The organism is Kitasatospora sp. NPDC059146 (assembly GCF_042786665.1).
Taxonomy (GTDB): Bacteria; Actinomycetota; Actinomycetes; order Streptomycetales; family Streptomycetaceae; genus Kitasatospora.
In genome coordinates this window covers 1-25,936 of the sequence record NZ_JBHZCY010000135.1, presented here as the reverse complement: position 1 = coordinate 25,936, position 25,936 = coordinate 1, and the positions used below count along the sequence as shown (strand labels likewise).

The window sequence follows — 25,936 nt, the reverse complement described above, 5'->3', positions numbered from 1 at the left end:
GCAGCCTCTGGCTACCGGGCTTTCGTCGACGAAAGCCCGGTAGCCAGAGGCTGCCGGCCGGACGCTGAGAGCCGGTCAGCGGTAGGACTCGCCGGTGGCCAGGAGCAGGCCCACGTCGTAGCGGTTCGCGGGGCCGCGGTTCTTGGAGCCAGGCGGGCGCCCGGGGGTCGGGCCGACGACCGCCGTTGTCGGTGGCCCCCAGTGGCCTGGGTAGCGGTCCCGAGAAGACCACGAAGGCCCCGGCGAGGGAAGGGGCCTTCGGTGCTGCTGCGGCGCCCCGACCCGCTCGGGGGCTCGGGCTGGGGCCGCCAACCACCACCATGCCGGTGGTGCCCGCCGACGGCGCGCCAGACTAGGCCGTGGCGGAGCCCGCCGGGGAGGTGTGCTCGGCGGGGCGGGTTCCAGGAGGGACGGGCACCTCTCGGATCAGGGTCCACGGCTTGTGGCCGTCCTTGTGGCAGACGATGCGCAGGCGCAGCGGGTGGTCCAGGTAGCGGCGGGCCCAGGAGTTGATGGGGTCCTTGTCCCAGGCCGGCCGTAGGCTGAGCTCCAGCGCGCGGACGGCGCGGTGGCCGAGCCCGAGGCCTTCAACGGTGGTGGTGCGGCCGGGGGCGGCGACACCGTCGACACCGGGGCGCAGGCGCAGCGGTCCCCAGATCACCTGCGCGAGGTCCTCCGCCGTGGGTCCCGTCGGCCCGGGCAGGTGGCTGACGCCCTTCTCGTCCAGGATCTCGACGGTGATGCTGTCGAGGTCGTCGAGGCCTTCGGGGCCGTCGAGGTCCACGCTCAGGAGCCAGTGGTTCATGTTCTGCTGCACGAGGCGGATGTCGAGGTCGGGGGTGAGGTCCCGGTGCCAGCGGTCACGTTCGATGCTCTCGACGCGCTCCGCGGCGGCTGCCGACCGGTCGGCAGCCTTCCACGCGAACACCGCGACCAGCACGCTGACAGCGGCCGCCACGGCGGCTATCCATTCAGTCATGGCGCCGGACAGTAGCAAGGGGAGCTGACAGTGTGACGTGCATTTTTGCCCGCCTCCACCCGGAGTCGACCCGCCGCCCACACTGTGCGGCTAGGCCGTGGCGGCGTCGGGCTCCCGGGTGGGCTCAGCGGCGGGCGTGAGCGGCTCGGCGGTGCCGGAAGGCCGGGCAGCAGAAGGCGCAGGGAGCGCGGGCGGGCGCGGCCGCGACCTGAGCAGTGCACGGTCAACTCCCGATGGCTGACAATCCCCCACCCGTCGTGCCGAGGTTGCCGTGCCGGGTGTAATGCCGCCGGATCGGAGGGATGCCGTCCCCCGTTCGGCCTACGTGCCTTGCGGGGGCGGCATCCGGAGTACCGTCCTGAGTTGAGTGGGAATCAGAACGGAGACCGGTATGCCTCTGAACAGCGAATCGATCGGTTCGCGCGTGAGGATTGCCCGAAACGCCGCTGGAATGACGCAAGTTGAGCTTGCCGACTTCCTGGGCCGGGCCGAGTCCTGGGTGGCCAACGTCGAGAGCGGGCGGTTGGCCCTGGACCGGTACAGCGTGATCACCGCCATCGCCGAGTGCTGCGACGTCGACGTGGTGTGGCTGCTCGGCCAGCCGTACAGGCTCCAGCACGGAGTCGGCGGCATCGCGCATGCCCACGTCCCCGCGATCCGTACCGGGGTGCGCCGGGCCGGCTTGATCCTGTCCGGCCACCCGGGTCTCGTCCCGCAGGGCGGCCTCGTCGGGCTGGCGGACCTGCGAGAGCAGTCCCGGCGGACCAATGCGGCGCGGCAGGCTGCCAACTTGCCCAAGGTCGCCACCCTGCTCCCGCCCCTGATCGAAGACCTGAACACGGCCGTGCTGACATTCGAGTCCGGCGGAAGCCGGGACGAGGCCCTGCGGCTGCTGGCCGACACGTGCCGTACGGCCAGGATGTGCCTGAACCAGCTGGGGTACCCGGATCTGGCGTGGTCGGCGGCGGAGGTGGCCGCGGGAGCTGCGACCGCCGTTGACGATCCGCTGGAGCGGGCGGCCGTCGCGTGGGACCGGTGCGGGGCGCTGCTGCACCAGGCGTCCCCCAGGGAGGCCCTCGCCGTGGCCGAGGCCGCCCTGCGCGACCTGGAGCCCCACACCCGGGGCGTGGTGGCCGGGCGGGAGGCGGTGTCGCTTCGCGGAGCCCTGCACCTGCGGTGCGCGATTGCCCACGCCCGGGCCGGCCACGGGGCGGAAGCGTGGGCCCGGGTCGATGCCGCGCTGGAGGATGCCGACCGTCTCGGCCCCGGCTGGTACGACCTCGGCCGGCACACCGTGTTCGGGCGCGGCGTCGTCGCCGTCCACGCGGCGGAAGTCGGTGTCGAGGTGGATGAGCCGGGCCGGGGCCTTGCCCACGTGCCGCAGGTCGACATCAACGAGGTCCCGTCGAAGGAGCGGCGCACCCACTTCGCGATCGACGAAGCACGGGCGATGCAGCGGATGGGCCGGCACTCGACCGCGGTGGTCAAACTCAAGGAGGCCGCCACCGCCGCGCCGCACTACGTGTTCGCCGACCCGATGAGCCGGGCCCTGGTCACCGAGCTCGTGCAGGTGGGGGTTCCGTCGCAGGCCGCCGCTCTCTCCAGCCTCATCCGCAACATGGAGCTGGTGCACTAACTCACCTTTCCACCCGAACAGTTGACGCCCCCTAGAATTCCTAGGGGGCGCGGCACGGCAGGGCTGCCAAGCTCATGGGGTCACCAGATGTGAATGTGTGATCACCGTGGGAGAGACTGGCAATGGAGCTGATCAACACCCGCCGACCGAACGACGCCGTCACGGCCTACTCCGCCCTCGGCTGGGCGTTATCGGTCGGACACCGCTACAGGCCTCGGCAGGGCTGCACGTGCAACAACCCGAACTGCCCCATGCCGGGTGCCCACCCCCGGACCGGCAGCCCCGCCGTCAGCGACCCCGAGCACGTCATCGAGGAACTGGAGAAGGCGCCCGGCGCCGGACTCCTGGCCACCACCAGCATGTTCGACGCCCTGGTCTTCCCGCGGACCACGGGCATGGCCGCGATAGTCAACCTGGAGAAGATCGCCCAGGTGCCGTGCATCGTCACCGACGAGTCGGTCACCCTGCTGATCCTTCCCGCCACCGGCCGCTACGCCAGAACGGTCGGAGCCGACGTGAGGATCCGCTCCGGCCCGGACGACTGGATCGCCCTCCCGCCCTCGCACGGCACCCGCTGGGACACCCCGCCGTGGGTACTCCAGACTAACTCCCCGGTCGCACTGCTGCACGGCGGCGACATCGGGCGCCACCCTCCGCAACACCATCTCGCAGGCGCTGCAGAACAGCGCGGAGACCGCCGGTCCCGGCATCTCCGTGGTCATCGCGGCCCTGCGCGCAGACACCGTTGTGCGGAACGCCCGGCCCCGGCCGGTCGTCGGCACGTTTCCCGTGCGCCCGGTGCTGAGCAGCCGGATACCGGCGGCGTGAGCACCACCCCGTAGACCTCCGGCGACGGCCGCCAGCCCTTCCCGGCGCGGCCGCCGCCGGACTCCAGAACGCCCGCCTGGGTGCGGCGGGCAGCGGAAGAGCGCACGCCCTACCGTGCCTTGCTCACCGCGCGGCCCCGCGGCCGCCACCCCCTTTCCCGTCGTGCCGGGGGGAGGCGGCTGCGGGGTTCCTGCCGGCCGTCGACCGTGGGGGTGGCGGTCTGGCAGGAAGAACCCGGTGGCCGAGGGTCCACCGGAACGCTGGCCCGGCCGTTGGGCGGGAGCCCTGGCCGGGCCAGCACCCCCGTTGAGACCACCCACCCCAGGACCTGGGGCGGGTGAATGAAGGCCGGGGTGCCGGGCGTCACCCCTGTGCGCCCGCACCCCGGTCGAACCGGACGACGAGGCGACCGGGGACACCGTGTTGCGCCCCGTTGTCCGTTCCGGCACGTGCCACCCGGCACGGGGTCGGCGGTCCGGGGCGGCGAAGCGTGGGAGGCGCCGTTCCGGACCACCACCACCTTGTCCACCGACTTCGTACCCGAGGAACCCCGTGAGCGTCGGACCGACCACCAGCATCCTGCTCAAGGCCGCCGAGGTGGCCCGCCGTCAGCGGATCACGGCCTCCTACTCGGCCGTGACCAAGGCCTGCGTGGACACCGGCGACACCGCCGACGGGGCCGAGCTGGTCAGTGAGCACCCGGACCTCCACCGGTGGTCGCTGCCCGCCTCGGACGCGGTGGCCCTTGTGCACACCAGTCTGGACGATGCCTGGGCGCTGCTGCGTGGCGCCCAGCTGCTGGAGCAGCAGCCGGTGCCCGTCGTCCGTCCGCACTACAGCCACGTCCGTACCCACGGGGCGCGCGCCGTGACCTTCTGGCACCAGCCTGGGCGGCGCCACGGCGACCCCGCGGTGAGCGCGTGGGTGACCGCCGCCGTCCACGGCATCCACCCCAAGTCGGCGCTGTGGCTGGAGCCCCACGACCCGTTCGACGGCCTGCTGGACGCGCTGGCCGACGCCGACGTGGACGAGGCCGGCCAGTGGTTCCTGCGCGAACACGCCGCTCGGCTGCGCGAGGAGTGGGAGCGCATCGTGTGGCCGACCCCGCCCACCGTCATCCTCGGCGACACCCGTACGGCGGCCTGCTACGACGACGGCCGCTGCCCGCGGCTGCTCCTGCGACGCCCGCTGCGGCTCGGCCGCCGCGAGTGGGACCTCGTCGCCGCCCGCTGGCGCACCGAGCTGCTGCGCGGACACCCCGTCGACCTCCACGCGTACACGACGGCCTACACCTCCCGGGCCCGGCCCGACCTCGTGCCCTACGACCAGATCGGCGCCTGGCCGGACTACCAGACCGTCCGGGACGTCGTCGTCCTGACCGCCGTGATGGAGACCGTGCGCCGATCCCGCCTCTACGGCACCGCCCGCCAGCGGGCCGCCCACCAGATCGCATGCCTGCGCGGCGCCCACCAGCTCCCGTGGAACTGGGGGCAGCGGTGACGACCCCCGAGACCTCCGACACCGTCGGCCTCGTCCAGCTGCGCGCCGGCTACCCGCCGGCCTGGGTCCACCGGCCCAACACCGACCCGGTTCCCGGCCCGGTGTTCAGCCCGCCGTCGGCCCGCACCGTCGGCACACTCTGCCGGGTCTGCTGTACGACGGTCACCCTCAGCTCGTCCGAGGCGAGTCTGCTGACGTGGCTGGCCGCCGACCTGTCGACCGACCAGATCGCGCGCCGCACCTACGCCAGCGTCTCCAGCGCCCTGGCCGAGCTGGGGATGCTGGCGTGGGCCCTGGGGGCCGAGACCTGGCCGCAGGCCGTCGACCACGCCTGCCGGAGCGGCCTGCTCTGCCCGCAGCCGACCCGCCTGACCCACCCTCTGCCCGGCCGGGACCTGGAAATCGTCCAGAACCAGGCCCACGGCCGCGCCGTCTCGGAGATCGCCGAACGGCTCGGCCTGCGCGAGGGCAGCGTCACCCACTCCCTCGCCCGCACCCGCCGGACCCTGGGCACCTCCGGCAGTCCCGCGGCCGTCTACCGCCTCCACGCCGCGCAGCTGCTGCACGCCGCCCCGTTCTGCCCCCACTGCCCGGCCGGGAGCCCCACGTGACCACCACCCAGGAGAACACGGCGCCCGATCCGTACGAGAGGGTCGAAGGCGACCCGTGTCCGACCTGCGGGGAACGGATCGCCCTCACCTGCCGCCAGCACAGCGTCCTGCTGCTCACCGCCGTCGGCCACGACATCCGTAGCATCGGCCACAGCCTGGGCTGCGGGCACCCCGTGGTGGCCCGGGAACTGGCGCGGATGCGGAAACTGACCGGTGCCCGCACCAACGGCCAGCTCGTCCTGACCGGGGCCCGCGCCGGACTCGTCCCGCCGCTGGTGCCCGACCGGCCCCCGGGATCACCGACGGCCCCGCAGCTGCGTCTGTTCGTCCTGCTCGGCGAGGGCCAGGCCGTCGCCGACGCGGCGGACGCGGCCGGCATCAGGCTGGAGGCGGCCCGTCGGCTGCAGTACGCCGTCTACCAGCGGCTCGGCGTGCGACGCCTGGCCGCGGCCCTCGCCATGCTGCACGCGATCGGCGCGCTGGAACACCACCACCCCTGCCCGAACCCGGCGTGCGAGCAGGCGCGCCGGACCCGCGAGCAGCCCGAGCACGAGCGGCAGGCCGCCCGGGACGCGGCGCTGCGGTGGGCCGACCAGGTCACCCAGGCGGCCGCCCTTCGCGGCGACCTCCGGCGCGGGCGCGCCGAACTCGCCCGCATCGTGGCCGAGCTCACCGCCGGCCAGGCCGAGCTGGAAGCCTGCCGCACCGCCGCCCGGCAGGCCCGAGAGGCGCTCCGGCAGACCGAGACCGACGCCGGGACCGTCGGCGGCGAACTGCGCGAGATCCGCCGCGAGCTGGCCGCCGCCGCCGACGACGTCGCCCGGACCCGGGACGACGCCCGCCTGCTCCAGCACGGCCAGAACGGACTGGAGCAGGGCTTCGAGGAACTGGAGGCCGCCCGCGACCGGCTCGTGACCGGCTGGGTCCAGCTGGCCGCCGCCAACGAACAGGCCACCCGCGCCCAGCCCGCCCCCGCGCGAGCGCCCATCCCCCCGCAGGACCGGGCCTGGCACCGGCCACCGACCACACACCGCTGAACGAGACGAGGCCCCACATGCTCTTCACCCTGCCGGGCGGCACCACGACCGAACTCCTCCTGCCCCCCGCCACCGAACTGCTCACCCAGGACCCCGCCGGCATCGCCGTCCCCGAGCGGCTGATCACCGACGGCTGGCTCACCCCCGCCACCGGCCAACTCCTGCACCTCCTCGACCACACCGCCCCCCACACCCCCGCCCTGGCCGCCGGCTCCCACACCACCCCCGGGCACACCCTGCTGCTCCTGGCCGACGCCGCCAAGGGCCAGCCCGCCCTCTACCTGCGCCTGCCCGACGGCACCCCGACCCCGCCGAGGCCCGCCGACCACACCAGCGTCCTGCTGCCCCTCACCGGCACCCTGGACCTGGCCCTGTTCCGCCACCCAGGCGACGTCGACCAGCGCCGGCCCCAGTACCTGCGCACCCTCAACCCCGGCCAGCTGGCCGTCCTCCACGCGGGCGCCACGGTCGAACTCACCGGCCCCGCCGACGGCGTCCAGCTCGTCCTGACCCACCACCGCCTCACCGCCCCCGACGCCCGCCCGCTCGACGAGGCCGACTACGAGGTCGCCGTGAAGGGAGCCCGGGCCCGCCTTGCCCGCCGCTTGGACGGCCTCCCCCACTGGCCCTTCACCCGGCCCGAGGACATCCCCGGCCTGCTCGGCGCCGACCTGCCCAAGATCCACGCCCAGCAGGACGTCCTCCACTACCTCGCCGTCAACCGGACCTCCCTCTCCTACTTGGTCACCACCGCCGTCTACGACTACCAGCGCTACGACGCCAGCCGCACCACCCCGCTCCTGGACCGCGTCGTCCTGTGCCTGCGCCCCGAGCACGGCTTCGAACTCCACCTCAACACCAACCACCGCCCCGACCACCACCTCCCGCCGCGCCACCACGCCCACCCCCACGGCGCCCGCGTCCTCACCGGCGGCTACCTCCACACCGTCCACACCCGCACCGACGGCTGGAACACCGGCCCCTTCACCGCCGACCAACTGCGCCCGGCCGTCACCACCACCGAACTGCCCGGCAGCTCCTACACCCTGGGCACCGCCCTCGCACACCGGACGCTGATGCGGCCCGACACCACCACCCTCACGCTCCGCGGCCCCCGCACCTCCACCGCGCACGCCGCCGACGGCCTCCTCCCGCCGGACACCGAACGCCCCATGACCGACCGGGAACACCACGCCCTGTACGGGGACCTCGCCGCGGCCGGCGTCATCGATTCCCAGCCGCCCAGCCGCTGACCGCCACCAACCCGCCACGACCGATCGGACCGACCGGCATGCCCCCGTTCCACTCCGACACCGACCCGCTCTTCCCACCCGGCCGCTTCGCCTACGGCCAGGCGGCTGTCTGTACCGACCCGCACGGCGACATCTGCGAGGTCAACGACAACCCCGACGACCAGCTGGGTCGGAAGGGGCCGACGGGGCGCGCCCGCACACGCCGACCCCCGCACCAGGGCGCCCAGGGCGCCGTCCGGGGCCTGCCCTGTCCGGGCTGCCGCACCGCCCTCGCCCTCACCCGCGGTGAGCACACCGTCCTCGACGCCGTGGCCCGAGGTGCCACGACCGACGACATCGGCCACCTGCTACGCCCTGGGCAGGACACCGGCAGCCAGGGCCTCGGGTCCAGGGCGATCCACGACGTCCTGCGCGTGCTCGGCGCCACCAGCCGCACCCAGGCCGTCGACATCGCCTGCCGCGCCAAGCTGCTGACGCCGCCGTACCTGCGTCCGCCCGCCGGCGGCATCGCGGCGCCGCAGCGCAGCACCGCCGAACTCCTCGCCGCAGGCCTGACCTACCAGGAGATCGCGGAACAGCTCGGCCTGCCCGAACGCACCATCCGCTCCCGGCTGCGCCGGCTGTTCGCCGACCTCGGCGCCACCGGCGGCCCGAACGCGATCTGGAGCCTGCACGCCATCGGCGAGCTCCCGGCCCACCACCCCTGCCGCTGCCGGACCCGGCGGTGAGCGCCGTGCGCCCGCGGGCCCTACCGGGTGAGCTCGACGGCGGCCAGCGCCGCACACGCCTGCACCGCCACCAGGTCGCCGAGCCGGATCGGGGCGGCCCGCAGCTCGCGCTCGCAGCGCCGCGCGCGCTCGAACAGCAGCCGCTCCAGCCGGGCGCGGGTCTGGAGGACGGCCCGGCCGGGCGGGGCCTCACCGACGGCGCGCAGTGCCATCCCGGCCGAGCGCAGCGACAGCGTGACGTGGGTGTAGTGCGCTTCGGCGAGCTCGCCGCCCGGCACGGCGTCCTGCCCTGCGGCGCGCCGCTGCCAGGACCGGGCGACGGCCTCGGTGATCGCGGCGGTGTCGGCGGCCGCGCGGGCGAAGGCACCGTCCAGGTGGCCGGCTTGCTCCATCAGCCGCCGTACCTCGGCCACCTCTCCGGTCAGGGCCTCGGCCAGGACGGCGAGCGCCACCGGCGGGGAATCCCCGAAGGCGACGGCGCTGTGCCAGCGAGGGACCTCCGGCAGCAGGGTGAGCGTGCCGTGCCGAGCGGCGTAGTGGGTCAGATGTGCGCCGAACGCCGGAGCGCCGGCTTCGTGGTCGCGGATCACGAGTTCCCCCACCGGCGGCATCCGATGGACCCCGGGACCGAGCACCGGCCAGTCGGCGACGTCGCCGTTCGCGCTCTCGGCGACCGGCAGGCCGTGCCGGGCGGCGACGGCCGCCAACTGCCCGGCCAACCCCGCCACCTCGTGGGAGGCGACCTACTGGTACTTGGCGGCGATGTGGTCGAGGACCCGGGCCAGAGACCGGGAGCCAGGCCGCCGGTCGCGCTCACCGTCCACGTCGGCGATCAGCAGCTGTCGTACCTCGCCCAGGGCCTGCTGGGTCGGCCGGAGCAGCGTCAGGGCGGGGCCGCCCTGCTCCTGGAGGGCAGCGATGAGGGTGCCGACGGTCTCCAGGATGGCGATGGCCGCAGCCGGCGGCAGGGCCCCGGCAGCCATCACCACGTCCACCAGGGTGCTCGCCGCCGTGGTCGCGGCGCAGGTCGCCGCGTCGATCCGGGCGTGCTCGTCGCTCATCATCTACTGGTCAACGAGCTGCTGCCCGCCCGGTCACGGCCGTGCGTACCGGCGCGGGCCTTCGTGGGTTCTGCGCTGTCGGCGGAGCAACGCTCCGGCATCTCCGTGCGCCCTTGGCGGCGGCCGTGTCGGGGGAGGTCACCGGGAGGGCGCGGTGGTGTAGAAGACCTGGTCCTGGCCGTACTCGACGAAGCGCTCGGCGGCGAGCAGGCCGAGCTTCTCCAGCAGCCGCCGGGAGCGGGTGTTCGCGGCCTGGGTGCACCAGCGGACCACGGCGCCGACGGCCTCCGCCGCATACCCGCGGCCTGCGTAGGCGGGGAGGAACTCGTACGAGACCTCGGCCCGGTCCGCGGCACGGTGGTCCGGGTCGAGCGTTACCCGGCCCACCGCCTGGCCGGCCCCGGTGAGGACGACGGTGAAGTGGCCGCGCTGGCTCGCGGCGTCGGAAAGGCGCCGGTCGAGCCGGTCAGAGGCAACAGGGCCGCCCAGGAAGCGGCGGACCTCCGGGTCGGTCCACAAGGTGCGAAGAAGTGGAGAGTCCACGGGCTCCACGGGGCGCAGCAACAGCCGGGGGGTGGCGAGCTCGGTCGGCCAGTGAGGGTGGAGCCACTTCGCGTCGGCGGTCATGCTGCTCCAGGGGGCGGTGGTTGTCGCTCGGGGCGGTCGGACCCGCCCGGCCCGGGTCGGTGCCGGTCACACGGGCGTGCGGAGCAGGAGAAGGTCGAGCTCCGGTCCGTTCGGTCCGGCGCGGTAGGGGCCGGCGTACTGGTAGCCCAGGCGATCGTAGAGGCGGCGGGCGGGGTCGTTGCCCGGCATCGCGAGGAGCGACACCCATTCGGTGCGCAGCGCCTCCAGCAGCGCGGCGTGGAGGTGGGTGCCGACGCCTTGGCCTTGCCAGCCGGGTCGGACGGCGAGTTCGCAGATGCCGGCGAGGGAGTCGGTGTCGCGGGCGTCGGGGGTGATGGCGGGCAGGAGCTGTTCGCCGTACCAGTAGGCGGGGGAGCAGCGGAAGCCGTACCCGAAGCCGACGATCTGGCCGGCCGCGAAGGCGGCGATGAGGGTGAACTCCTCGTGCCGTGCGTGTCCGCTGATCTGGTGGCGCAGGGACTCGGGGGTGAGCCCGGCGCGGGCGACGTCGTCGTGGCCGGCGTGGGCCTCGGCCCAGACGTCGGCCAGGGTGTCGAGCAGGATGGCGGTGTCGCTGGGACCGTAGCGCCGGACGACGAGCGGCGTGGCAGGGGTGTTCATGCGGGCCTTTCAGGCTGCGGGGACGACCGTGCGGTGGGCGTCCAGGTAGTGGGCGACGCACGGCACTGCCCGGTGCGCGCGCAGGGTGCTGGCGAGGTCGCGTAGCGAGCGGACGAGGCGCCCGGAGCGGACGTCGGGTAGGTAGGCCAGCGTGCGGTGGCCGGCGTCGACGGCGGCGTCGAGGTCCGGCTTGGCACCGCGGGCGTGGTGGGCTGCGATGTCGGCGGTGTACAGGGCTCGGTTGCGCGGGTGGCCGTTGGCGAAGAGCATCACGGCCTGCTCGGCACCGGCCGCGGCACGGTCGTGCTGCCCGAGGTCGGCCCGGCACAGGGACTCCAGCCCGGCCAGTTCGGCGGGCACGAAGAAGGCGAGCCAGTCCGGGTCGCAGTCGCGGGGCCCCTTGGAGTAGAGGTCGTACGCCCGGACCAGCGCCTGCTCGGTGAGCGACCGGTCACCTTGGAGGGCCCAGCCGCGGGCCTCGCGCATGGCCAGCAGCGACAGCCAGCGCGGCGAGCCGAGTGCCGCGGCTGCGTGCTGCGCCACCTGGGCGTTGGTGACGGCCTCTCGGGGCCGGCCGGTGGCGTGGGCCAGCAGGGACAGGCAGGCCCAGGCGTGGGCCTCAAGGCCCGGGTCGTCGGCCTGGCGGGCGCTGGCAAGCGCCTCGGTGTAGAGGGAGCGGGCGTCGGATGGACGCTCGGCGTCGAGTGCGAGCCAGCCGGCGGCCACCGAGAGCATGCCGGTCGCGGTGTGGAGCTCGCGGCCCAGCGTTTCGCTGTAGCGGCCGTCCGCGAGCCAGGTGTGGGCGGTCTGGAGCGCGGTGGCGGCCTGCTCCGCGAGGTTGGCGGAGCCGTGGTCGCGGTCCTCGGCGTACAGCGTCTGCTCGGTCCGGGCGAGTTCGTCGAGGTGGTCGCGGCCCACGGCCAGACGGGAGGTGCCAGAGTCCGGGACGGTGACGGCGACCACGGCCGCCCCGGCGCCCAGGAGGATGCTGCGTCGGCGCATGTCGTCCTCTCCATCGGTGCGTGGTTCATCGGTGTGCGGCGTCGCCTTCGTTCCTGCCCGGCGGCCGGGCGGGGTAAAGCCGAGTTCCTCGGCTGTGCGGCCGGTCACCCGGTGCAGCAGCCGGCGGTACCGGGCCTGTGGCCAGGCGGTGTCGCCGTCCTCCCAGGTCGCGATCGTCCGGGCCACCAGGAGGACCGGGTCGCCGAGCTTGACCGATTCGGTCACCAGGAACTCGGCGGCCTCGTTCCTGCTCATGCCCCACTCGACCTCGCGGAGCCTGCGGAACGTGCTGTTCAGTTGGCCCATGACCGCCCCCTCGGAGTCCACGAGCACCGTGCCTACACCCTGACGGTAGCGATGCGAGCACTCTCCGCGACAGAGTCGCAGCGCTGGAAATTCGGATGGCGTCCGCGATTTTCATCCGAATTTCCAGCCGTCTGACATCGCTTCATCGCCGCCGCCACCGGTTTCCTGGACCCACCGCAGCCCGGGAAACCCGTACAGCGGGTGAGCCCTCGACAAGGCTCGTTCGCTCCAACCTTGATGAGGACGCTGGGCCCGCGTTCGTATCCGGGCCCGACCGGCTCCGCAGTCGTTCCCCGCCGCACCTTTCCCGAGAGGGGACTGGCATGCCCACATCACTATGGATTCCGGGCCAGCGCCGCCGACAGCCGCAAGCGCCCCGCCCGAGGCGCCGCCCGATGCGCCTGCTGGTCGACGGCCTCGACGGGTCCGGCAAGACGACCCTGGTCGACGCCCTGCTGGCGATGATGGCCGAGCACGGCATCGAGGCGCTGCGTCACCGCCGGATGCTCGCCGAGCACCACCCGCTGGACAAGCCCCTCAAGCGGCTGAACCTCGGCCGCCAGTACCGCTCCAGCGGCGTCACCGGCGCCTACCTGGCCGCCGGCTTCGCCCTCGACCGGCTGCTGGTGTCCTTCGACCCGCCCCGTTGCGGCGACGCGGTCCTGGTCCAGGAGGGCTACGTCGACCGCACCATCGCGGTCGGCCTGGCCGGCGGCCCGTTCCTTCCCGCGGTGCTGGCGCTGTGGGCCTCCCGGTACTTCGTCGCCTTCGACGTCGCCGTCTACGTCCACGCCGACGTCGCGGTGCGGCGCGAGCGGATGGCCGCCCGGGAGCACCTGGACCCCGGCGACCGCAACAGCATCGACGACCCGGAGTTCGCCAGCAGGTTCAACGCGGCGCTGCTCCACTTCCTCGGCCGGCGCCACCGCACCCTCCTCGTCTTCGACACCGCCCTGCACACCCCGCAGGAGATGGCCCGCCAGATCCTCACCACCGCCGGACTCCTGCCCAGCCCCCCGGCCGCCGTCCCCGCGGGCCCGGCCGACGCCGCCCTCGCACCGCGCATCCCGGCCTGAACCACCCCACCGTCTTGCAGGAAGGAGCACTGCACGATGCCAACCACCACACCCCGGCCGCCGCTGCCGCGCGAGGCGGAGCGCCTCGCGGACCTGATCGTGCGCCCCGGCCGGCACCCGCTCACCCCCGGGCCCGCCGAGGATCGCCTCGCCGAAGCGGCGGGCGCCGCCTCGGGCCGGATCGGCAAGGACACCGTCACCAGCCCCGCCGTGCTGCGCTCGGCCATGGACGCCGCCCGCCGCCTGCTGCACGAGCCGCTGCTGGTCAGCGTGAACCAGGAAGGCGGCCGCCTGAACGCGCTCGACTGGCCCGGTGTGGCGCAGTTGCCCGGGGCCATGGCGCTGGGCGCCGCCGACCGCGAAGAGCTGGCCGAAACGGCCGGGGCAGCGATCGCCGCGCAGCTGCGCGCGGTCGGACTGACCTGGAACCTGGCCCCGGTGGTGGACCTGGCCGCCCGGCCCAGCGCCGGAGCGGTCGGCACCCGCGCCTTCGGCGCGGACCCGGTGCGGGTGGCGGCGCTGGCGGCGGCCTGGGTGCGGGGCCTCCAGCGCGGCGGCGTGGCCGCCACGGCCAAGCACTTCCCGGGCCTGGGCGGCGTCGCTGCGGACCCGCACCACAGCGCGCCGGTGATCAACCGGCTCGCCGCCGGGGCGCTGCTGCCGTTCCGCTCGGTGGCCAGCGCCGGGGCGGCCTGCGTGATGATCGGCAGCCACACCGTGCGCGAGCTGGACGACCGCCCGGCGCTCGCCTCGCCGCGCGTGCTCGCCCTGCTGCGCGAGGACGTCGGCTTCACCGGGGTCGCGGTCAGCGAGAACCTGTCGATCCCCGCCGTCCACGGCCCGCTCGGCGGCCTGGAACAGGCGGCGGTGGCGGCGGTGGCGGCCGGGGTCGACCTGGTGATGCTCGACTCCGAGGTCTCGCGCGGCAACCACGGCCCCGCCGACCGGGCCCGTGCCATCCGGCAGCGCCGCACGGTGGTCGACGCCCTGGCCGCCGCGGTCTCCACCGGGCAGATCCCGCTGGCCCGCATCGAGGAGGCCGCCGCCCGGGTACTGGAACTGCACCACCGGTTCGGGTTCGGTCCCGACGCGGCGCTGCCCGACTGGGCGAGCGCGGATCGCGCCGCGGCCCAGGCAGCCGAGCGGATCGCCGAGGCGTCGGTCACCGTGCTGCGCGGCGGCCACCTGCTGCCGCTGGCCGGGCACGGCCGGGCGGTCGCGGCGGTGCGGGTGCCGAACGCTGGGGAGCGGCGGGCCGACAGCGCCCGATACGCCGAGGACGCCTTCCCCTCCGCGCTGGCCGCCCGCCGGGAGGTGCTGCCCGTCGGCTTCGGGCAGCCGGTCCCGCCGCAGGTCGACGCGGTGGTCGTCTACGGCTACGACACCCGCCGCCCGTCCGGCCCGAGCGCGGTCGCGATCGAGGCGAGCCGCCTGGCCACCGCCGGGCACACGGTGGTGCAGGTCGCCTTCGGTGACCCGGACGAGCTGGCCGAGTCCGCCGCCCAAGTCCTGCTGGCCGCCTACAGCCCGCACCCGGCGAGCGCCCGGGCCGTGGCCGCGACGGTCCTGCACCACGGCCAGGCTCCCGGCCGCCTTCCGGTCGGGGAGGCGAGGTGAACGCGGACACCGAGCTGGTGCCCACCGCCGAGCTGTCCTCCTTCCTGGTGCGGCTGTTCAAGGGGACGGGGATGAACCGCTCCGGCGCCCGGACGCTGACCGGCGCCCTGGTCGAGGCCGACCTGCGGGGCATCCCCGGCCACGGCAGCCGCCTGGCCCCCGGTCTGGCCGCGAAGCTGCGCGACGGCCGGCTGAACCCCCGGCCGGTCGTGAGCACGCTGCGCACCGGGACGTCGGTCGTGGCCATGGACGCCGATCTCGCGCCCGGCCCGATCGCCGCCCGCCACGCGGTCTCCGCCGCCGCCAAGCTCGCCCAGCGCTCCGGCACCGCGCTGGTGACCGTCCGGCGGGCCGGCCACGCCGGGGCCCTCGGCATCCCGGCCGGGCAGCTCGCTGACCGGGGGCTGATCGGCCTGGTCGCCGCGCAGACCTCCGGGCGCAGCGTCGCCGTCCTCGGCGGCCCCGGGACCGCGCTGCTCGGCAACCCCGCTCTGGCCGTCGCCGTCCCGGCCGCCGGGGCGCACCCCGCCCTGGTGGACCTGGCCTGCGCGTCCACCTCCTGGGGCCGCCTGCACCAGGACCAGCGCGAGCAGCGCCCGCTGCCGCCGGGGTCCGCGCTCGACCGGCACGGCGAGCCGACCACCGACCCCGCGGCGGCGGCGGTGCTGCTGCCGCCCGGCCCCAGGGCCCAGGGGCTGGCGATCGTGCTGGAACTGCTGGTCGGTGCACTCGCCGGCGGCAGCGCCCTGCCCGACGGCACCGAGGGACGCGGGCTGCTGTGCCTGGCGATCGACCCTGCCCAGCTCGGTACCGGCGACCAGCTCACGGCCGCCGTCGCCGACCTCGCCACCGCTCTCGCCGAGCACGGGGCCCGGCTTCCCGGTGAGCGGGCCTTCGCCCACCGTGCCCAGGCCGTCGTCCACGGCGTGCCCGTGGACCGTGCCGACCTGGAGCTCCTCATCGAGGCCGGGGCGCCCGCCGTCCGGCCACCGCGTACCTGGATCTCCCGTACCACCCGCTGACGGAAGGACCGATCCGTGACCACCACCCCGACCGCCCCCGCCCAGGAGCCGGCCGCCGCGCTGCTGGACGAGCTCGCCGCCGCAGGGCCGCTGACCCTGCACCGCGGCCCGGTGCGCCCGCTCGCCGCCCGCGCCCTCCAGGGAGTGCTCGACCTGGCCGACCCGTACACCGTGATCGCCGCCGCGCGGCGCCTGGCCGACGGCCCGCTGGAGCGCGCGCTCGCCGACATCGCCGACCGACGCCTGCTCCACGAGCCGACCGAGCGCCGCATCCCCCTCCAGGAACTGCCCTCCCGCACCACCACCGGACTCGCCCGCGCCCACCGCCTCGACACCGCCCAGCAGGACGCGCTCGCCTTCGCGCTGCGCGCCACGTATCCCTGGCCGAGCATCGTCGGCACCCCCGACGCCCCCTTCGCCCTCAAGGCCGAACTGCCCGAGGGCTTCACCCCGTTCGCCACGCCGGAGGTGATCGCCGCCAGCCAGGCCCTGGCCGGACCCGACGGGCTGAACACCAGCTACATGATCAGCCAGATGAAGGGCGGCATGTCGGTCGACTGCGGCGTCGGCTGCCCGCTCCAGTGCGCCTACTGCTACCGGCGCGAGGGCGACACCGCCGACGGCTACTTCGGCGACTGGGAGCCCAAGGGCTTCCTGGAGCCCGAGGAGGTCATCGACCGGCTCCTGGCCCACCCCTGGTTCACCCCGCACGTCACCCCCCTCGGGCTGCACATGTCCACCAGCGAGGCGTTCCTGCCCGTGCTGTGGTCCCGCACCTGGGGCATGCTCCAGCTGCTCGACCGGCTGGGCCTGACCAACCGGGTCTCCTGCATCACCAAGTTCACGCTGTCCGACGAGCAGATCGCCCAGCTGGAGTCCCTGACCAACGTCGACCTGGACATCCAGGTCTGCTACGCGGCGATGCCCGACGCGATCGAGCCGCCCAACCGCGAGCGCCGCCTGGGCTTCCTGCGCCGCGTCCTCACCTCCGGCCGCCTCAACGTCCTCGCCTACTACCGGCCGATCGCCGAGGGCATCAACACCACCGACGCCCACCTGCGCCACGTCTGGGAGACCTACCGCGACGCCGGCGCGCGCACCGTCGTCCTCGGCGGCCTCAAGTTCGGCGACGACCACGTCCACTCGTTCATGAGCTACGGGCTGCCGCTGCCCACCGGCTCCTTCACCCCCGGCAAGAAGCTCCTCACCTCCGCCACCGAGGCCCGGATCATGGCCATGTTCGACGAGGTGTACGCCGACGTGCCGACCGAGCAGCGCCCCGCCGTGCTCAAGCGCTCCTCCTGCGGCCGCTCGGTCGAGCGGGGCAGCCACATCCCCGACTACAACGGCCACTACGACCTGCCCGGAACGAACTGCCGGCTGCGCTGCCCCGCCGCCCAGCACCAGGTCTGCGCCTCCACCACCGAGGCGCTGCCCGACGAGGAGACGGTCCGTCACCTGCTGGCCCGCCTCGGCCGCCCGGACGCGCCGGTGGACATCACCCCCTCGACCGTCGTCGTCCACGCCCCGCTGAGCCAGTTCGAGCGCACCTTCCTGCGCCAGAACCTGCTCCACCCCGTCCACACCCCCGCGCAGGCCGCCGCGCTGCTGGCCGGACGGCTCAGCTGATGGCCCCGAACAGCGCCCCCGAGGACGAGCCGCGCCTCCTGCCCCCGGACCAGTACCTGGCCACGCCCCCGAGGATCCTGGTGTGGGCGACCCTGCTGCTCACCGACCGTCAGGGCCGTGTGCTGATGCTGCGCTCGGTCTGGGACTTTGGGATCTGGCAGATGCCCGGCGGCGCGGTCGACGGGGACGATGCGGCGGGCGGCCCGGAAGCCGCGGCCGGCCGAGAAGCCTTTGAGGAACTGGGGCTGATGCTGTCGGTCGGGGCGCCGCTGCTGATCGTCCACCAGCCGCCCCGGCCGGACTGGCCGGCCGCCGTCGGGCTGGTCTTCGACGGCGGCACCCTCCACGACGACCAGCTGGAACGGATCGTCCTGTCGAAGGAGCACACCCGCTACCAGCTGCTGACCCTGGAGCAGTGGCGTCAGACCGAGGACATGCCGCGCACCCGCCCGGCGCAGGTGGAGCTCGCCCTGGCCGCCCGAGCGAGCGGCGTCTGCGGCTACTACGTCCTCGCGCCCGACCACGGGCCGCTCGTCGGCGCCGCCCAGTCCCTGCACCCCGACGTGGCCGGGGCGCCCGCTCCCACCGTCTGAGAAGAGGACGAGTCGATGTTCACCCTGACGATCAAGACGGCCACCGTGCCCGGCGGCACCAAGCCCTCGGAGGACCGGGTGCGCCACGGAGTCGACTGGATGGTGGTCGCGGACGGCGTCACCACCACGGCCGCCGGCGTCCGGCCCCGCGGAGCGGACTACGCCGACGTCCTCGCCGCACAGACCGCGCTGATCATCACCGACCGGGCGCTGACGCTCCCGCAGATCCTGGCCGAGGCCATCACCGGAACCGCCGAGCAGCTCGGTCTCGGGCCCGAAACCGAGCCCGGCCGTACCGGGCAGGCCACGATCGCCGTCGGCCGCGCGGTCGACGGCTGGTGGGAGGCCGCCGTGATCGGCGACTGCACGGTGGCCGGCGTCCGCACGGACGACCGGGCTCCCCTGGTGCTCACCGACACCCGACTCGCGGACATCACCCGCACCCTGCCGGACCGCCGCCTCCAGGACGGGCGCCTGCTCGCGGGGGAGGGGCGGATCGGCGACGACGCCGACCGCCAGCTCACCGCAGGAATCCTCGAACGCCTCGAACACTGGGCCAACCAGCCCGACGGGTACGGGATCGCGGCCGCCGACCCCAAGGCCGGACTGGAGGCGCGGACGGCCCGCTGGCCGCTCGCCGACATCAGGTCCCTGCTGCTGACCACCGACGGCGGCAGCAGGGCCACCGACCTCTACCAGAAGCTCTCCTGGGACGAGACCGACCGGATCTGCCGCCGCAGCGGGCCCCAAGCGGTCCTCGACCTGATCCGGCGCCTGGACGGCGACGACCCCGACGGGCACGGCTGGCCGCGCCGCAAGCGGCACGACGACGCGACGATCGCCCACGCCGAGGTCCAGTAACACCCGGCCGCCCCGGCCCCGAGCGACCGCACCCGACGCCCTGAGGCAGCACGACGGCGGGGCGGCCGGATTCTCCTCCCGGCCGCCCCGCCACCCCAGACGCCGCCGGCCACTCCAGACCCGCCCGCAACCGACCCGCGAAGGGAAGCCCCACCCATGAGTGCCACCGCCACCGTCCCGAGCCGGACCTTCCTCCCGCTCGCCGAGTCCCCCCTGCTCACCCACGCCACCCGCACCGCCGACACCGACCTCGCCGTCCGCCTGGCCTGCAGCGCCGACCCCACCCCCGCGCTCGTCCGCTCCCTGCTCACCATCACCGACCCCGCCGCCGCCCAGCGCGTCACCGCCGCCCTGGAGGACCGAGACGACCTCCCGCTCGCCTCGCTCACCCTGCTGGTCGCCCACCGCCCCCAGCTCAAGGCCCCGGCCGCCCGGCTGCGCGCCGCCCTGTTCCCCGACGGCGCCGAGCAGGCATGCCACCGCTTCGCCCGCACCGTCGCCGCGCTCGCCCACCTGCCCGAGCAGATCGACCCCGGCTACCTGGCCGGCGACAAGTTCGCCGCAGCCGCGGCCGCCGCCGACCCGGACACCCTGCACGCCGTCCTCGCCGACCTGCTCACCGCACCCGCCCTGACCGGCCCGGCGGACGCTGCCCTCGGGCGCCTCCTGGAGGCCCGCGCGAACTCCGCCGCGCCCAAGTCCGCCGTCGACCGGGACGGCGAGGCAGCCCGCGAGCGCACCCGCCGCAGCCGCACCGGCGCCGAACTGGCCGCGCGCCGGACCGCGACCATCGAGGGCATCGCCGCCCACACCGGCGGCCGCACCCTCGCCGCCGAGCTGTGGTTCGACGCCCTGAGCGCCACCGCCGACACCCCCGAGAGCGCCGGCCGAGCCCTCGCGCTGGCGCTGCTCGCCCCCGAGGCCCTGACCGCCGAAGGACCGCTGGCCGACCTCCCCGCGCCGTGGCCCGGCGTCGCTGCGCGCTGGCAGCAGGTGACCGCCGCCGTCCGAGCCGCCCAGACCGAGGACGGCCGCTGGCAGCAGGCATGGGAGAACGCCGCCACCACGGCGGACGGCTCCACCTGGGATCCGGCGCAGCGCGGCCTGGTCGCCGGGTACGAGCTGCTCGCCGACCACGTCCGCGCCCTGGACACCAGCGACGGCGTGCCGGGGCCCGACGCGTGCTGGGCAGCCGACCCCACCGGCCGCGCCCTGCTGCACACCGTCGCCGACCACCTGACCGGCCACCACGGCGCGAGCCCCCTGCCGCACTTCGACGACGCCCTGCTGATCAGCTTCATCCGGGCCCACGCCAAGAACCGGCGCGACAAGCTCCCCGGCCACCTCCAGATCCACGGCCTGATCACGGCGCTGAAAGCCGCCCGATCCAAGCACCACCTGATGACCCTGGCCGCCACCCCCGACCTGGGCATCGTCGTGCCGATGCGCACCGAGGCCCACCGCTTCGCCGACGCGCCTGCCGGACACGACCCGCTCACCGCGAAGACGGCGCAGCTGGCCTGGCTGCTCGCCGACCGGCCCGCGGCCCGCGCCCACCTGCTCCTGGTCGACGAGGACCCCGACGGCGCCTCCGCCCGCGCCGCCGAGCAGATCGCCGCCGCCCACCCGCAGATCGCCGTCACCGTCGCCACCCGGCCCGACACCGCCAGCGCCAAGGGCGGCGCCGTCCTGTGGGGCCTGGCCCAGCTGCACGAGGCCGGGCACACCACCCTCGCCTACACCGACCTCGACCTGACCTACCCGCTCGACCAGATCGGCCTGCACCTTCACGCGCTCGCCAGCCCCGGCACCGCAGCGGCCATCGGCTCGCGCCGCCTGCCGGACTCGCACGGCTACTACCCGCCGGCCGGGCCCACGGCCGCCACCCGCCTCTACCAGAAGGCCGTCGACGAACTCCTCGGCCTCGGCGTCACCGACCCGCAGGCCGGGTTCAAGGCGTTCGCCGCACCCGCCCTCCACGCCGTGCTGCCCAAGGTCGCCGACCACGGCATGTCCTTCGACACCGAGCTCCTCGCCGCGCTCCAGCACTCCGGCCAGGCCCTCGTGGAAGTCGGCGTCGCCGCCCTCCACCAGTGGGTCGACGGCCAGCAGGGCGCCCCCCGCGACTACGACGTCATGCTCACCACCGTCCGCGAGCAGGCCCTGCGCCACGGAGCCGACCCCAACGCCCGGCCCACCCCGGTCTGCGACCGGATCCACACGGCCGGCTCCCTCGCCCGGGCGGCCGCCAGCACGCCCACCGACGTGGTGATCGTTCCCGCCCCACGCTGACCCCGCCGCACCACCCGCCAGGGGACGCCAGTGCCAATCGCACTGGCGTCCCGCCGAGTTGACGACACGCCAGCATCCAGCTGCGCCCACCAGCGGATTCACGAAATCGGTGCAAAGGGTGCGTAGACTGGCACGTCTACCAAGCACCGACGGAAGAGGTTCAGCGCGTGAGGGCCGTCATCGCCGCCGCCGGCATGGGCACCAGGTTCTTCCCCATCGGCAAGACCATCACGAAGGCGATGATGCCGGTCCTCGACCGGCCCGTGATCGCCTACGCGGTGGCCGACTGCCTCGCGGCCGGAGCGCGGGAGATCGCCATCGTCACCGCCCCCGGGGAAGCCGGACGCCAGATCCGCCACTACCTCAGCCACGACGGCGAGCTGGAGGCCTACTGCGCGGACCGCGGCTGGCAGGACAAGTACACCTCCGTCGCCGACATCCACCGCCAGGCGGACTTCACCTTCATCGAGCAGCCCCGCGACGAGCGCTACGGCACCGCGATCCCCACGATCCTGGCCGCCGACTTCATCGGCGACGACGACGTCCTCCTCGTCTCCGGCGACGACCTCCTCCTGCGCCCCGACGGCGGCTCCGACCTCGCCGACCTTGCCACCGCCCGCACCGCCGCCCACACCCCGGGCGCGATCGCCGCCGCCACCGTCCCCGGCACCCAGGCCGGCCGGTACGGCATCCTCAACCCACGAACCGGGCCCGGCAACGCGGTGCGGATCCTCGACACCCTGCTGGAGAAGCCGACCGTCTACGAGCGGCCCACGGCCTTCATCAACATCAGCCGTGTCCTGCTGCCCGGCGAGGCGATCCGCTACTTCGAGAAGCTGCTCCCCGCGCCGAGCGGTGAGTACCAGGCCACCGATGCCATCGCGGCCTTCGCCCGCGACCACGAGTTGCTCATCCACCCCGTCGCCGGTCAGTACCACGACTGCGGCAGCCCCGCCGGGCTGCTCGCCGCCGGCGTGGCCGCCGCCCGCGTCCAGGGCCTGAGCATCCCGGGGGTGACCGCGTGACCAGCTCCGGCACCCCCGCCGTCCCGATCCGCACCTGCGTCGCCATCGTCAACCGCGGCGAGGTCTGCCTCATCCACCGCCGCCGTGCCGACGGCGACCAGTTCTCCCTTCCGGGGGGAATCGTCGGCGCCGACGAGGAAATCCTGTCCGCGCTGCTGCGCGAGCTCAAGGAAGAGCTCGACCTCGACGTCGCCGGCATGGCCGCCCCGCCGGCCCTGCGCTGGGTTCAGGACCAGGCCAACACCCGGCCAGGCACCGACACCCTGTTCCGGCGCCTGCACCTCATCTACGTCCTCGACGCCCCGGACTCGATCCGCGACCACGTCGCCGCCACCGAGCAGGACGCCGAGGACACCACCCGCGTGGTCTGGATCCCGCTCGCCGAGGCCGCGGACCTGCACCTGTACCCCGCAGCCGGGCCCGCCCTCGCCGGGCTCGCCACCGACACCACCGTCCCCGTCCAGCTGCCGCCCATGCACGACCGGACGTACAGCTGGCGCTGACCCGCACCGACCACACCCAGGGGGACGCGGATGGCACCACGGGAACGCAGCCGCGCGGAAGTCGGAGTCGTCTCCAGCTACCTGCTGCGCCTCCTGCGCGAGAGCATCCCGTGCACCCAGACCGCCTTCGCCGAAGACGTCGGCCGCGACCTCGGCACCGTGCAGAGCTGGGAGTCCGGCCGCCGACCCCTGGCCAAGCACCGACCGACGGCGAGCACGAACAGGAGTGGCGCGCCCTCACGCTGCTGGAGGAGTGGGTGCCAGACCTCGCTCCGGCGCCACTGGAAGCGGATCTGTCCGCGACCGCTCCGGTAGTGAGCATGTCGCACCTGCCCGACGCCCCCTGCGTGGCCAAGCGGTGTCGGCCGAGCAGGTGGAGGCCGTGGCCGCGGCGCTGACGCGCATGCAGGGCCGATCCGGCCCACCGGCGGCGGGGGTAACACCCGGGTGGCCGGCGCCGGGGTCTCCGACGACCCGTCGACGCTGACAGCCACGCTCCTGCAGGTCACAGCGGTGGCGGTGTTCACGGCCGTGACCATGCGGACGACTCCGCCTACCCGCTCGGGCCGGCGGCGCCACCACGCGGCCGTCCGACACGGCGGCCGGTCAAATCAGGCCCAGGCCTCCTCGCCCGATCCCGGCCCGTTCGGGCCCCAGCGGACGTGGGCGATCCAGTCGGTGGTGGCCGGAGGGCGCCGCCACGCGGTCAGCCGGGCGGGCCGCCTTAGAGCAAACGTTCGAGTGGCCAAACGTCAGCTGCACACACCCCTCGAACGGCCTACGGTGGAGAAAGGGACAGCTCGGCGGTGGAGGTGCGCCATGGCCAAGGCGGCGACGATGGTCTGCCCGGTCTGCGGCCGGTCGGCGCCCTGGAACCCCTGGCTGGCCTGCTCGCTGCGGTGCTTCGACCGCGAGCGCCCGACGGCCGAGGAGCGACAGGCCATGGCCGAGCAGGCACCGGAGGCCATCGCCTACTTCCTCGGAATCGCGCCAGGCACACCGGCGGACGACCGCGGGTAGCCCGTGTGGCATTAACGGCTTGCAGTGGCCCCGCTTGTCCGGCCTGAGCTGGCCCCACTTGTCGGCTTGCCGGTGGGTCGCTCCGGCTTGAGGTGGCCCCGGGTTCCGGTGCGGGCTGGCCCCACTGCAGCCGGGGTGATCTTCCTGCGGTGGGCTCAAGCGACTACGTTCGCTCTGTGCTCACTTCGGAAGACGCCTCAGCATTCATCAGCACGTTCCTCGCCGACCTTGCCCTGGTGCAGGAGCCGGATCGATCCGCGTTCGTCGCGTCCGTGCTGGACTGGCGGGAGTTGGCACCCATCGCGGTGGGTCCGAGCTGGGAGCGACTGGACGGCGAACAGCGTGGAGCCACTGTGCTGGCGATGACGAAGCACGTAGCCGAGCAGATCGCGGGGCTGCCTCTGGCTGGCGCGGCCTTGGTCATCACGGATCGCGACCCTCACGACGGCGGCAAGTTCAGGGTCATGACCTCTGCCGATGTTGATGAGGAGCCGACCGAGATCACCTTCTGGGTGTTCGAAAAGTCCGACAAGGGGCTCAGGATCGGGAACGTCGGAGTCGAGGGCGTCTCCTTCCTCGGTAGGTTGCGCCCGAGGCTGACAGCCATCGCGGAAGACCGAGGCGTCGATGCGGTGCTCCGCGAACTCCAAGGCAGGATCGTGCAGCAACGGCCCGCGTGACCTGGCCTACCGGCCGGCCTGCTGCTTGGCCTTGGTCTGGGCGAGACGATAGGACTCGGTGCCGGTCTCGATGATGGTGCCATTGAAGGTGAGGCGGTCGACGATGGCCGCGCAGAGGCGGGGATCGGTGAACGTCTTCGTCCAGCCTCCGAACGATTCGTTCGAGGCGATGGCCACGCTGTTCTTCTCCTCCCGTTCCGTCAGAACCTGGAACAGCATCTCGGCGCCACGGCGGTCCAGTTCGAGGTAGCCGAGTTCATCGATGCAGAGAAGATCGACGCGTCCGTAGCGGGCGATGGTCTTGGTCAGCTGCTTCTCGTCAGCGGCCTCGACGAGCTCGTTGACCAGCTTCGCTGCGAGCGCGTATCGGACCCGGAAGCCGGCCATCGCGGCGGCGGACCCCAGTCCGATCAGCAGGTGGGACTTTCCGGTGCCGGAGTCGCCGATCAGGCAGAGCGGTTCGCCCTTCTTGACCCATTCGCAGGTGGCGAGGTTGTGGATCTGGGCGGGGGTGACGTTCGGGTTGGCGGTGTAGTCGAAATCGGAGAGCCATTTCGGACCGGCGCGAACTCCTGGAGAACCTGGAGCTGGACCGCCCGGGCCTACGAGTCCCACCGACGTGGGACTCCGTCGCCGCCGCCTACGGATGGACCCGCGAACACCAGCTGGAGGGCGTCCTCGCCAAGCGCACCGACTCGCTCTACGCCCCCGGCACACGCTCGCGCGACTGGATCAAGCTCAAGCACCTGCGCACCGCCGACGTCGTGATCGGCGGCTGGCTGCCCGGCGGCCCCCACGGCAACACCCTGCGGGCCGTCCTGGCCGGCGCCGAAGCCGCACCCGGCCGCCTGCAGTACGTCGGCTCGGTCGGCACCGGCTTCACCGGGGCCGAGCGGCGCGCCCTCGCGGCCACGCTGCGCCGCCTCGCCGCCCCCGCCTCGCCGCCCCCGCGTCGCCGTTCACCGCCGGTGGCCGGGCCCTGGGGCTGCCGCCCGGCACCGAAGTGAGGTTCGTACGCCCCGAGCTGCACGCCGAGGTCGAGTTCCTGGAGATCACCGACCGGGGCCAGCTGCGCCAGCCGGTGTGGAGGGGCCTGCGGGGCTGACCACGCCGCCGTGGCGAGTCCTGCGGAACCGGCAGCACGCAGGTAGTGACGTGAGAGGCGGGCGTGCCGCGCGAGTGGCCGCTGGATGCCGCATCCGTCGGTGTGCTCGGCAACGGCAACGTGGCGCTCGACGTCGCGCGCATCCTCGCCAAGACCGCCGACGAACTGCTGCCCACGGAGATCCCGGCCAACGTCTACGACGGCCTCAAGGCCAACAAGGCGCTGGAGGTGCACGTCTTCGGGCGGCGCGGACCGGCCCAGGCCAAGTTCAGCCCGATGGAGCTGCGGGAACTGGACCACTCGCCCAACATCGAGGTCATCGTC

The 25,936-nt window shown here is 74.1% G+C and carries 26 protein-coding genes and 3 pseudogenes; 22 read left to right on the top strand and 7 right to left on the bottom strand.

Annotated features, from left to right (window positions below; genetic code table 11):
- Window positions 1–352: 352 nt before the first annotated feature.
- Entirely contained in the window at window positions 353–979 is a 627-nt protein-coding gene (locus tag ACFXPX_RS36675) for a hypothetical protein (protein ID WP_380594248.1), read from the bottom strand.
- Window positions 980–1,370: 391 nt separating this feature from the next.
- On the opposite strand from ACFXPX_RS36675, the gene ACFXPX_RS36670 reads away from it, so the two are divergent.
- From ACFXPX_RS36670 to ACFXPX_RS36640, 7 genes are all read left to right on the top strand, one after another.
- Window positions 1,371–2,615 carry a helix-turn-helix domain-containing protein gene (locus ACFXPX_RS36670; RefSeq protein ID WP_380525433.1) on the top strand — a complete coding sequence of 415 codons (1,245 nt, stop codon included), beginning with the start codon at window positions 1,371–1,373 and terminating at the stop codon, window positions 2,613–2,615.
- Window positions 2,616–2,737: 122 nt separating this feature from the next.
- The gene (locus ACFXPX_RS36665) at window positions 2,738–3,457 is read left to right on the top strand and encodes a hypothetical protein (protein WP_380594246.1); all 720 of its coding nucleotides are present in this window, start codon (window positions 2,738–2,740) and stop codon (window positions 3,455–3,457) included.
- Window positions 3,458–3,995: 538 nt separating this feature from the next.
- Window positions 3,996–4,943, top strand: a complete 948-nt coding sequence (locus ACFXPX_RS36660) for a hypothetical protein (protein ID WP_380594244.1) — start codon at window positions 3,996–3,998, stop codon at window positions 4,941–4,943.
- The gene (locus tag ACFXPX_RS36655) at window positions 4,940–5,554 is read left to right on the top strand and encodes a helix-turn-helix transcriptional regulator (protein ID WP_380594242.1); all 615 of its coding nucleotides are present in this window, start codon (window positions 4,940–4,942) and stop codon (window positions 5,552–5,554) included. Before ACFXPX_RS36660 ends, ACFXPX_RS36655 begins: the two co-directional genes overlap by 4 nt.
- The gene (locus ACFXPX_RS36650) at window positions 5,551–6,591 is read left to right on the top strand and encodes a hypothetical protein (RefSeq protein ID WP_380594240.1); all 1,041 of its coding nucleotides are present in this window, start codon (window positions 5,551–5,553) and stop codon (window positions 6,589–6,591) included. The genes ACFXPX_RS36655 and ACFXPX_RS36650 overlap by 4 nt, the downstream gene beginning before the upstream one ends.
- A 17-nt stretch (window positions 6,592–6,608) precedes the next feature.
- Complete coding sequence (locus tag ACFXPX_RS36645; RefSeq protein ID WP_380594238.1) at window positions 6,609–7,844, top strand: hypothetical protein; 1,236 nt, start codon at window positions 6,609–6,611, stop codon at window positions 7,842–7,844.
- 38 nt (window positions 7,845–7,882) lie between these two features.
- Entirely contained in the window at window positions 7,883–8,572 is a 690-nt protein-coding gene (locus tag ACFXPX_RS36640; RefSeq protein WP_380594236.1) for a sigma factor-like helix-turn-helix DNA-binding protein, read from the top strand.
- A gap of 20 nt (window positions 8,573–8,592) precedes the next feature.
- Here the strand turns inward: ACFXPX_RS36640 and ACFXPX_RS36635 are convergent, their stop codons facing one another.
- From ACFXPX_RS36635 to ACFXPX_RS36615, 5 genes are all read right to left on the bottom strand, one after another.
- Entirely contained in the window at window positions 8,593–9,291 is a 699-nt protein-coding gene (locus ACFXPX_RS36635) for a hypothetical protein (RefSeq protein ID WP_380594234.1), read from the bottom strand.
- 24 nt (window positions 9,292–9,315) lie between these two features.
- Window positions 9,316–9,633, bottom strand: a complete 318-nt coding sequence (locus tag ACFXPX_RS36630; protein WP_380594232.1) for a hypothetical protein — start codon at window positions 9,631–9,633, stop codon at window positions 9,316–9,318.
- Between the two features lie 138 nt (window positions 9,634–9,771).
- Window positions 9,772–10,260 (bottom strand): GNAT family N-acetyltransferase, encoded by a 489-nt coding sequence (locus tag ACFXPX_RS36625; protein ID WP_380594230.1) that lies wholly within the window; start codon window positions 10,258–10,260, stop codon window positions 9,772–9,774.
- Window positions 10,261–10,326: 66 nt separating this feature from the next.
- A complete protein-coding gene (locus ACFXPX_RS36620; RefSeq protein WP_380594228.1) occupies window positions 10,327–10,881 on the bottom strand; it encodes a GNAT family N-acetyltransferase in 555 nt (184 codons plus the stop codon).
- A gap of 9 nt (window positions 10,882–10,890) precedes the next feature.
- Window positions 10,891–12,189 carry a hypothetical protein gene (locus ACFXPX_RS36615; RefSeq protein ID WP_380594226.1) on the bottom strand — a complete coding sequence of 433 codons (1,299 nt, stop codon included), beginning with the start codon at window positions 12,187–12,189 and terminating at the stop codon, window positions 10,891–10,893.
- Window positions 12,190–12,584: 395 nt separating this feature from the next.
- Here ACFXPX_RS36615 and ACFXPX_RS36610 point away from each other — a divergent pair, with 395 nt between their 5' ends.
- The 11 genes from ACFXPX_RS36610 (at window position 12,585) to ACFXPX_RS36560 (ending at window position 24,507) form a co-directional block, all read left to right on the top strand.
- Complete coding sequence (locus tag ACFXPX_RS36610; RefSeq protein ID WP_380594224.1) at window positions 12,585–13,265, top strand: hypothetical protein; 681 nt, start codon at window positions 12,585–12,587, stop codon at window positions 13,263–13,265.
- 36 nt (window positions 13,266–13,301) lie between these two features.
- Window positions 13,302–14,882, top strand: a complete 1,581-nt coding sequence (locus ACFXPX_RS36605; protein ID WP_380594222.1) for a glycoside hydrolase family 3 N-terminal domain-containing protein — start codon at window positions 13,302–13,304, stop codon at window positions 14,880–14,882.
- Entirely contained in the window at window positions 14,879–15,904 is a 1,026-nt protein-coding gene (locus ACFXPX_RS36600; protein WP_380594220.1) for an Ldh family oxidoreductase, read from the top strand. The genes ACFXPX_RS36605 and ACFXPX_RS36600 overlap by 4 nt, the downstream gene beginning before the upstream one ends.
- Before the next feature lie 15 nt (window positions 15,905–15,919).
- Window positions 15,920–17,533: a hypothetical protein gene (locus tag ACFXPX_RS36595; RefSeq protein WP_380594218.1), complete on the top strand. Its 1,614-nt coding sequence runs from the start codon at window positions 15,920–15,922 to the stop codon at window positions 17,531–17,533.
- Window positions 17,533–18,126 carry an NUDIX domain-containing protein gene (locus ACFXPX_RS36590; protein WP_380594216.1) on the top strand — a complete coding sequence of 198 codons (594 nt, stop codon included), beginning with the start codon at window positions 17,533–17,535 and terminating at the stop codon, window positions 18,124–18,126. The genes ACFXPX_RS36595 and ACFXPX_RS36590 overlap by 1 nt, the downstream gene beginning before the upstream one ends.
- A 15-nt stretch (window positions 18,127–18,141) precedes the next feature.
- Window positions 18,142–18,987: a hypothetical protein gene (locus ACFXPX_RS36585; protein WP_380594214.1), complete on the top strand. Its 846-nt coding sequence runs from the start codon at window positions 18,142–18,144 to the stop codon at window positions 18,985–18,987.
- Between the two features lie 156 nt (window positions 18,988–19,143).
- The gene (locus ACFXPX_RS36580) at window positions 19,144–21,279 is read left to right on the top strand and encodes a hypothetical protein (RefSeq protein ID WP_380594212.1); all 2,136 of its coding nucleotides are present in this window, start codon (window positions 19,144–19,146) and stop codon (window positions 21,277–21,279) included.
- A 167-nt stretch (window positions 21,280–21,446) separates the two neighbouring features.
- On the top strand, window positions 21,447–22,304 hold the full coding sequence (locus ACFXPX_RS36575) for a sugar phosphate nucleotidyltransferase (protein ID WP_380594210.1): 858 nt from the start codon (window positions 21,447–21,449) through the stop codon (window positions 22,302–22,304).
- Complete coding sequence (locus ACFXPX_RS36570) at window positions 22,301–22,807, top strand: NUDIX hydrolase (protein WP_380594208.1); 507 nt, start codon at window positions 22,301–22,303, stop codon at window positions 22,805–22,807. Before ACFXPX_RS36575 ends, ACFXPX_RS36570 begins: the two co-directional genes overlap by 4 nt.
- An 819-nt stretch (window positions 22,808–23,626) precedes the next feature.
- Complete coding sequence (locus ACFXPX_RS36565) at window positions 23,627–23,827, top strand: hypothetical protein (RefSeq protein WP_380525471.1); 201 nt, start codon at window positions 23,627–23,629, stop codon at window positions 23,825–23,827.
- Between the two features lie 176 nt (window positions 23,828–24,003).
- The gene (locus ACFXPX_RS36560) at window positions 24,004–24,507 is read left to right on the top strand and encodes an ABC transporter substrate-binding protein (RefSeq protein WP_380594206.1); all 504 of its coding nucleotides are present in this window, start codon (window positions 24,004–24,006) and stop codon (window positions 24,505–24,507) included.
- A 6-nt stretch (window positions 24,508–24,513) separates the two neighbouring features.
- On the opposite strand, the pseudogene istB reads toward ACFXPX_RS36560, so the two are convergent.
- Window positions 24,514–25,062 (bottom strand): annotated as a pseudogene (gene istB, locus ACFXPX_RS36555) (IS21-like element helper ATPase IstB); the annotation flags it as partial.
- Between istB and ACFXPX_RS36550 the strand changes: the two are divergent.
- From ACFXPX_RS36550 to ACFXPX_RS36535, 4 genes and pseudogenes are all read left to right on the top strand, one after another.
- Window positions 25,059–25,238, top strand: a pseudogene (locus tag ACFXPX_RS36550) (ATP-dependent DNA ligase); the annotation flags it as partial. The pseudogenes istB and ACFXPX_RS36550 sit on opposite strands and share 4 nt — an antisense overlap.
- Window positions 25,239–25,271: 33 nt before the next feature.
- Entirely contained in the window at window positions 25,272–25,514 is a 243-nt protein-coding gene (locus ACFXPX_RS36545) for a hypothetical protein (protein WP_380594204.1), read from the top strand.
- Entirely contained in the window at window positions 25,511–25,612 is a 102-nt protein-coding gene (locus ACFXPX_RS36540; protein WP_380594202.1) for a hypothetical protein, read from the top strand. Before ACFXPX_RS36545 ends, ACFXPX_RS36540 begins: the two co-directional genes overlap by 4 nt.
- A gap of 63 nt (window positions 25,613–25,675) precedes the next feature.
- Window positions 25,676–25,936, top strand: a pseudogene (locus tag ACFXPX_RS36535) (pyridine nucleotide-disulfide oxidoreductase); the annotation flags it as partial.

Coding starts and splice junctions, on each gene's coding strand:
- ACFXPX_RS36675 (WP_380594248.1), bottom strand. CDS start 979: ATGACTGAATGGATAGCCGCCGTGGCGGCCGCTGTCAGCGTGCTGGTC.
- ACFXPX_RS36670 (WP_380525433.1), top strand. CDS start 1,371: ATGCCTCTGAACAGCGAATCGATCGGTTCGCGCGTGAGGATTGCCCGA.
- ACFXPX_RS36665 (WP_380594246.1), top strand. CDS start 2,738: ATGGAGCTGATCAACACCCGCCGACCGAACGACGCCGTCACGGCCTAC.
- ACFXPX_RS36645 (WP_380594238.1), top strand. CDS start 6,609: ATGCTCTTCACCCTGCCGGGCGGCACCACGACCGAACTCCTCCTGCCC.
- ACFXPX_RS36640 (WP_380594236.1), top strand. CDS start 7,883: ATGCCCCCGTTCCACTCCGACACCGACCCGCTCTTCCCACCCGGCCGC.
- ACFXPX_RS36630 (WP_380594232.1), bottom strand. CDS start 9,633: ATGAGCGACGAGCACGCCCGGATCGACGCGGCGACCTGCGCCGCGACC.
- ACFXPX_RS36625 (WP_380594230.1), bottom strand. CDS start 10,260: ATGACCGCCGACGCGAAGTGGCTCCACCCTCACTGGCCGACCGAGCTC.
- ACFXPX_RS36620 (WP_380594228.1), bottom strand. CDS start 10,881: ATGAACACCCCTGCCACGCCGCTCGTCGTCCGGCGCTACGGTCCCAGC.
- ACFXPX_RS36615 (WP_380594226.1), bottom strand. CDS start 12,189: ATGGGCCAACTGAACAGCACGTTCCGCAGGCTCCGCGAGGTCGAGTGG.
- ACFXPX_RS36610 (WP_380594224.1), top strand. CDS start 12,585: ATGCGCCTGCTGGTCGACGGCCTCGACGGGTCCGGCAAGACGACCCTG.
- ACFXPX_RS36605 (WP_380594222.1), top strand. CDS start 13,302: ATGCCAACCACCACACCCCGGCCGCCGCTGCCGCGCGAGGCGGAGCGC.
- ACFXPX_RS36590 (WP_380594216.1), top strand. CDS start 17,533: ATGGCCCCGAACAGCGCCCCCGAGGACGAGCCGCGCCTCCTGCCCCCG.
- ACFXPX_RS36585 (WP_380594214.1), top strand. CDS start 18,142: ATGTTCACCCTGACGATCAAGACGGCCACCGTGCCCGGCGGCACCAAG.
- ACFXPX_RS36580 (WP_380594212.1), top strand. CDS start 19,144: ATGAGTGCCACCGCCACCGTCCCGAGCCGGACCTTCCTCCCGCTCGCC.
- ACFXPX_RS36565 (WP_380525471.1), top strand. CDS start 23,627: ATGGCCAAGGCGGCGACGATGGTCTGCCCGGTCTGCGGCCGGTCGGCG.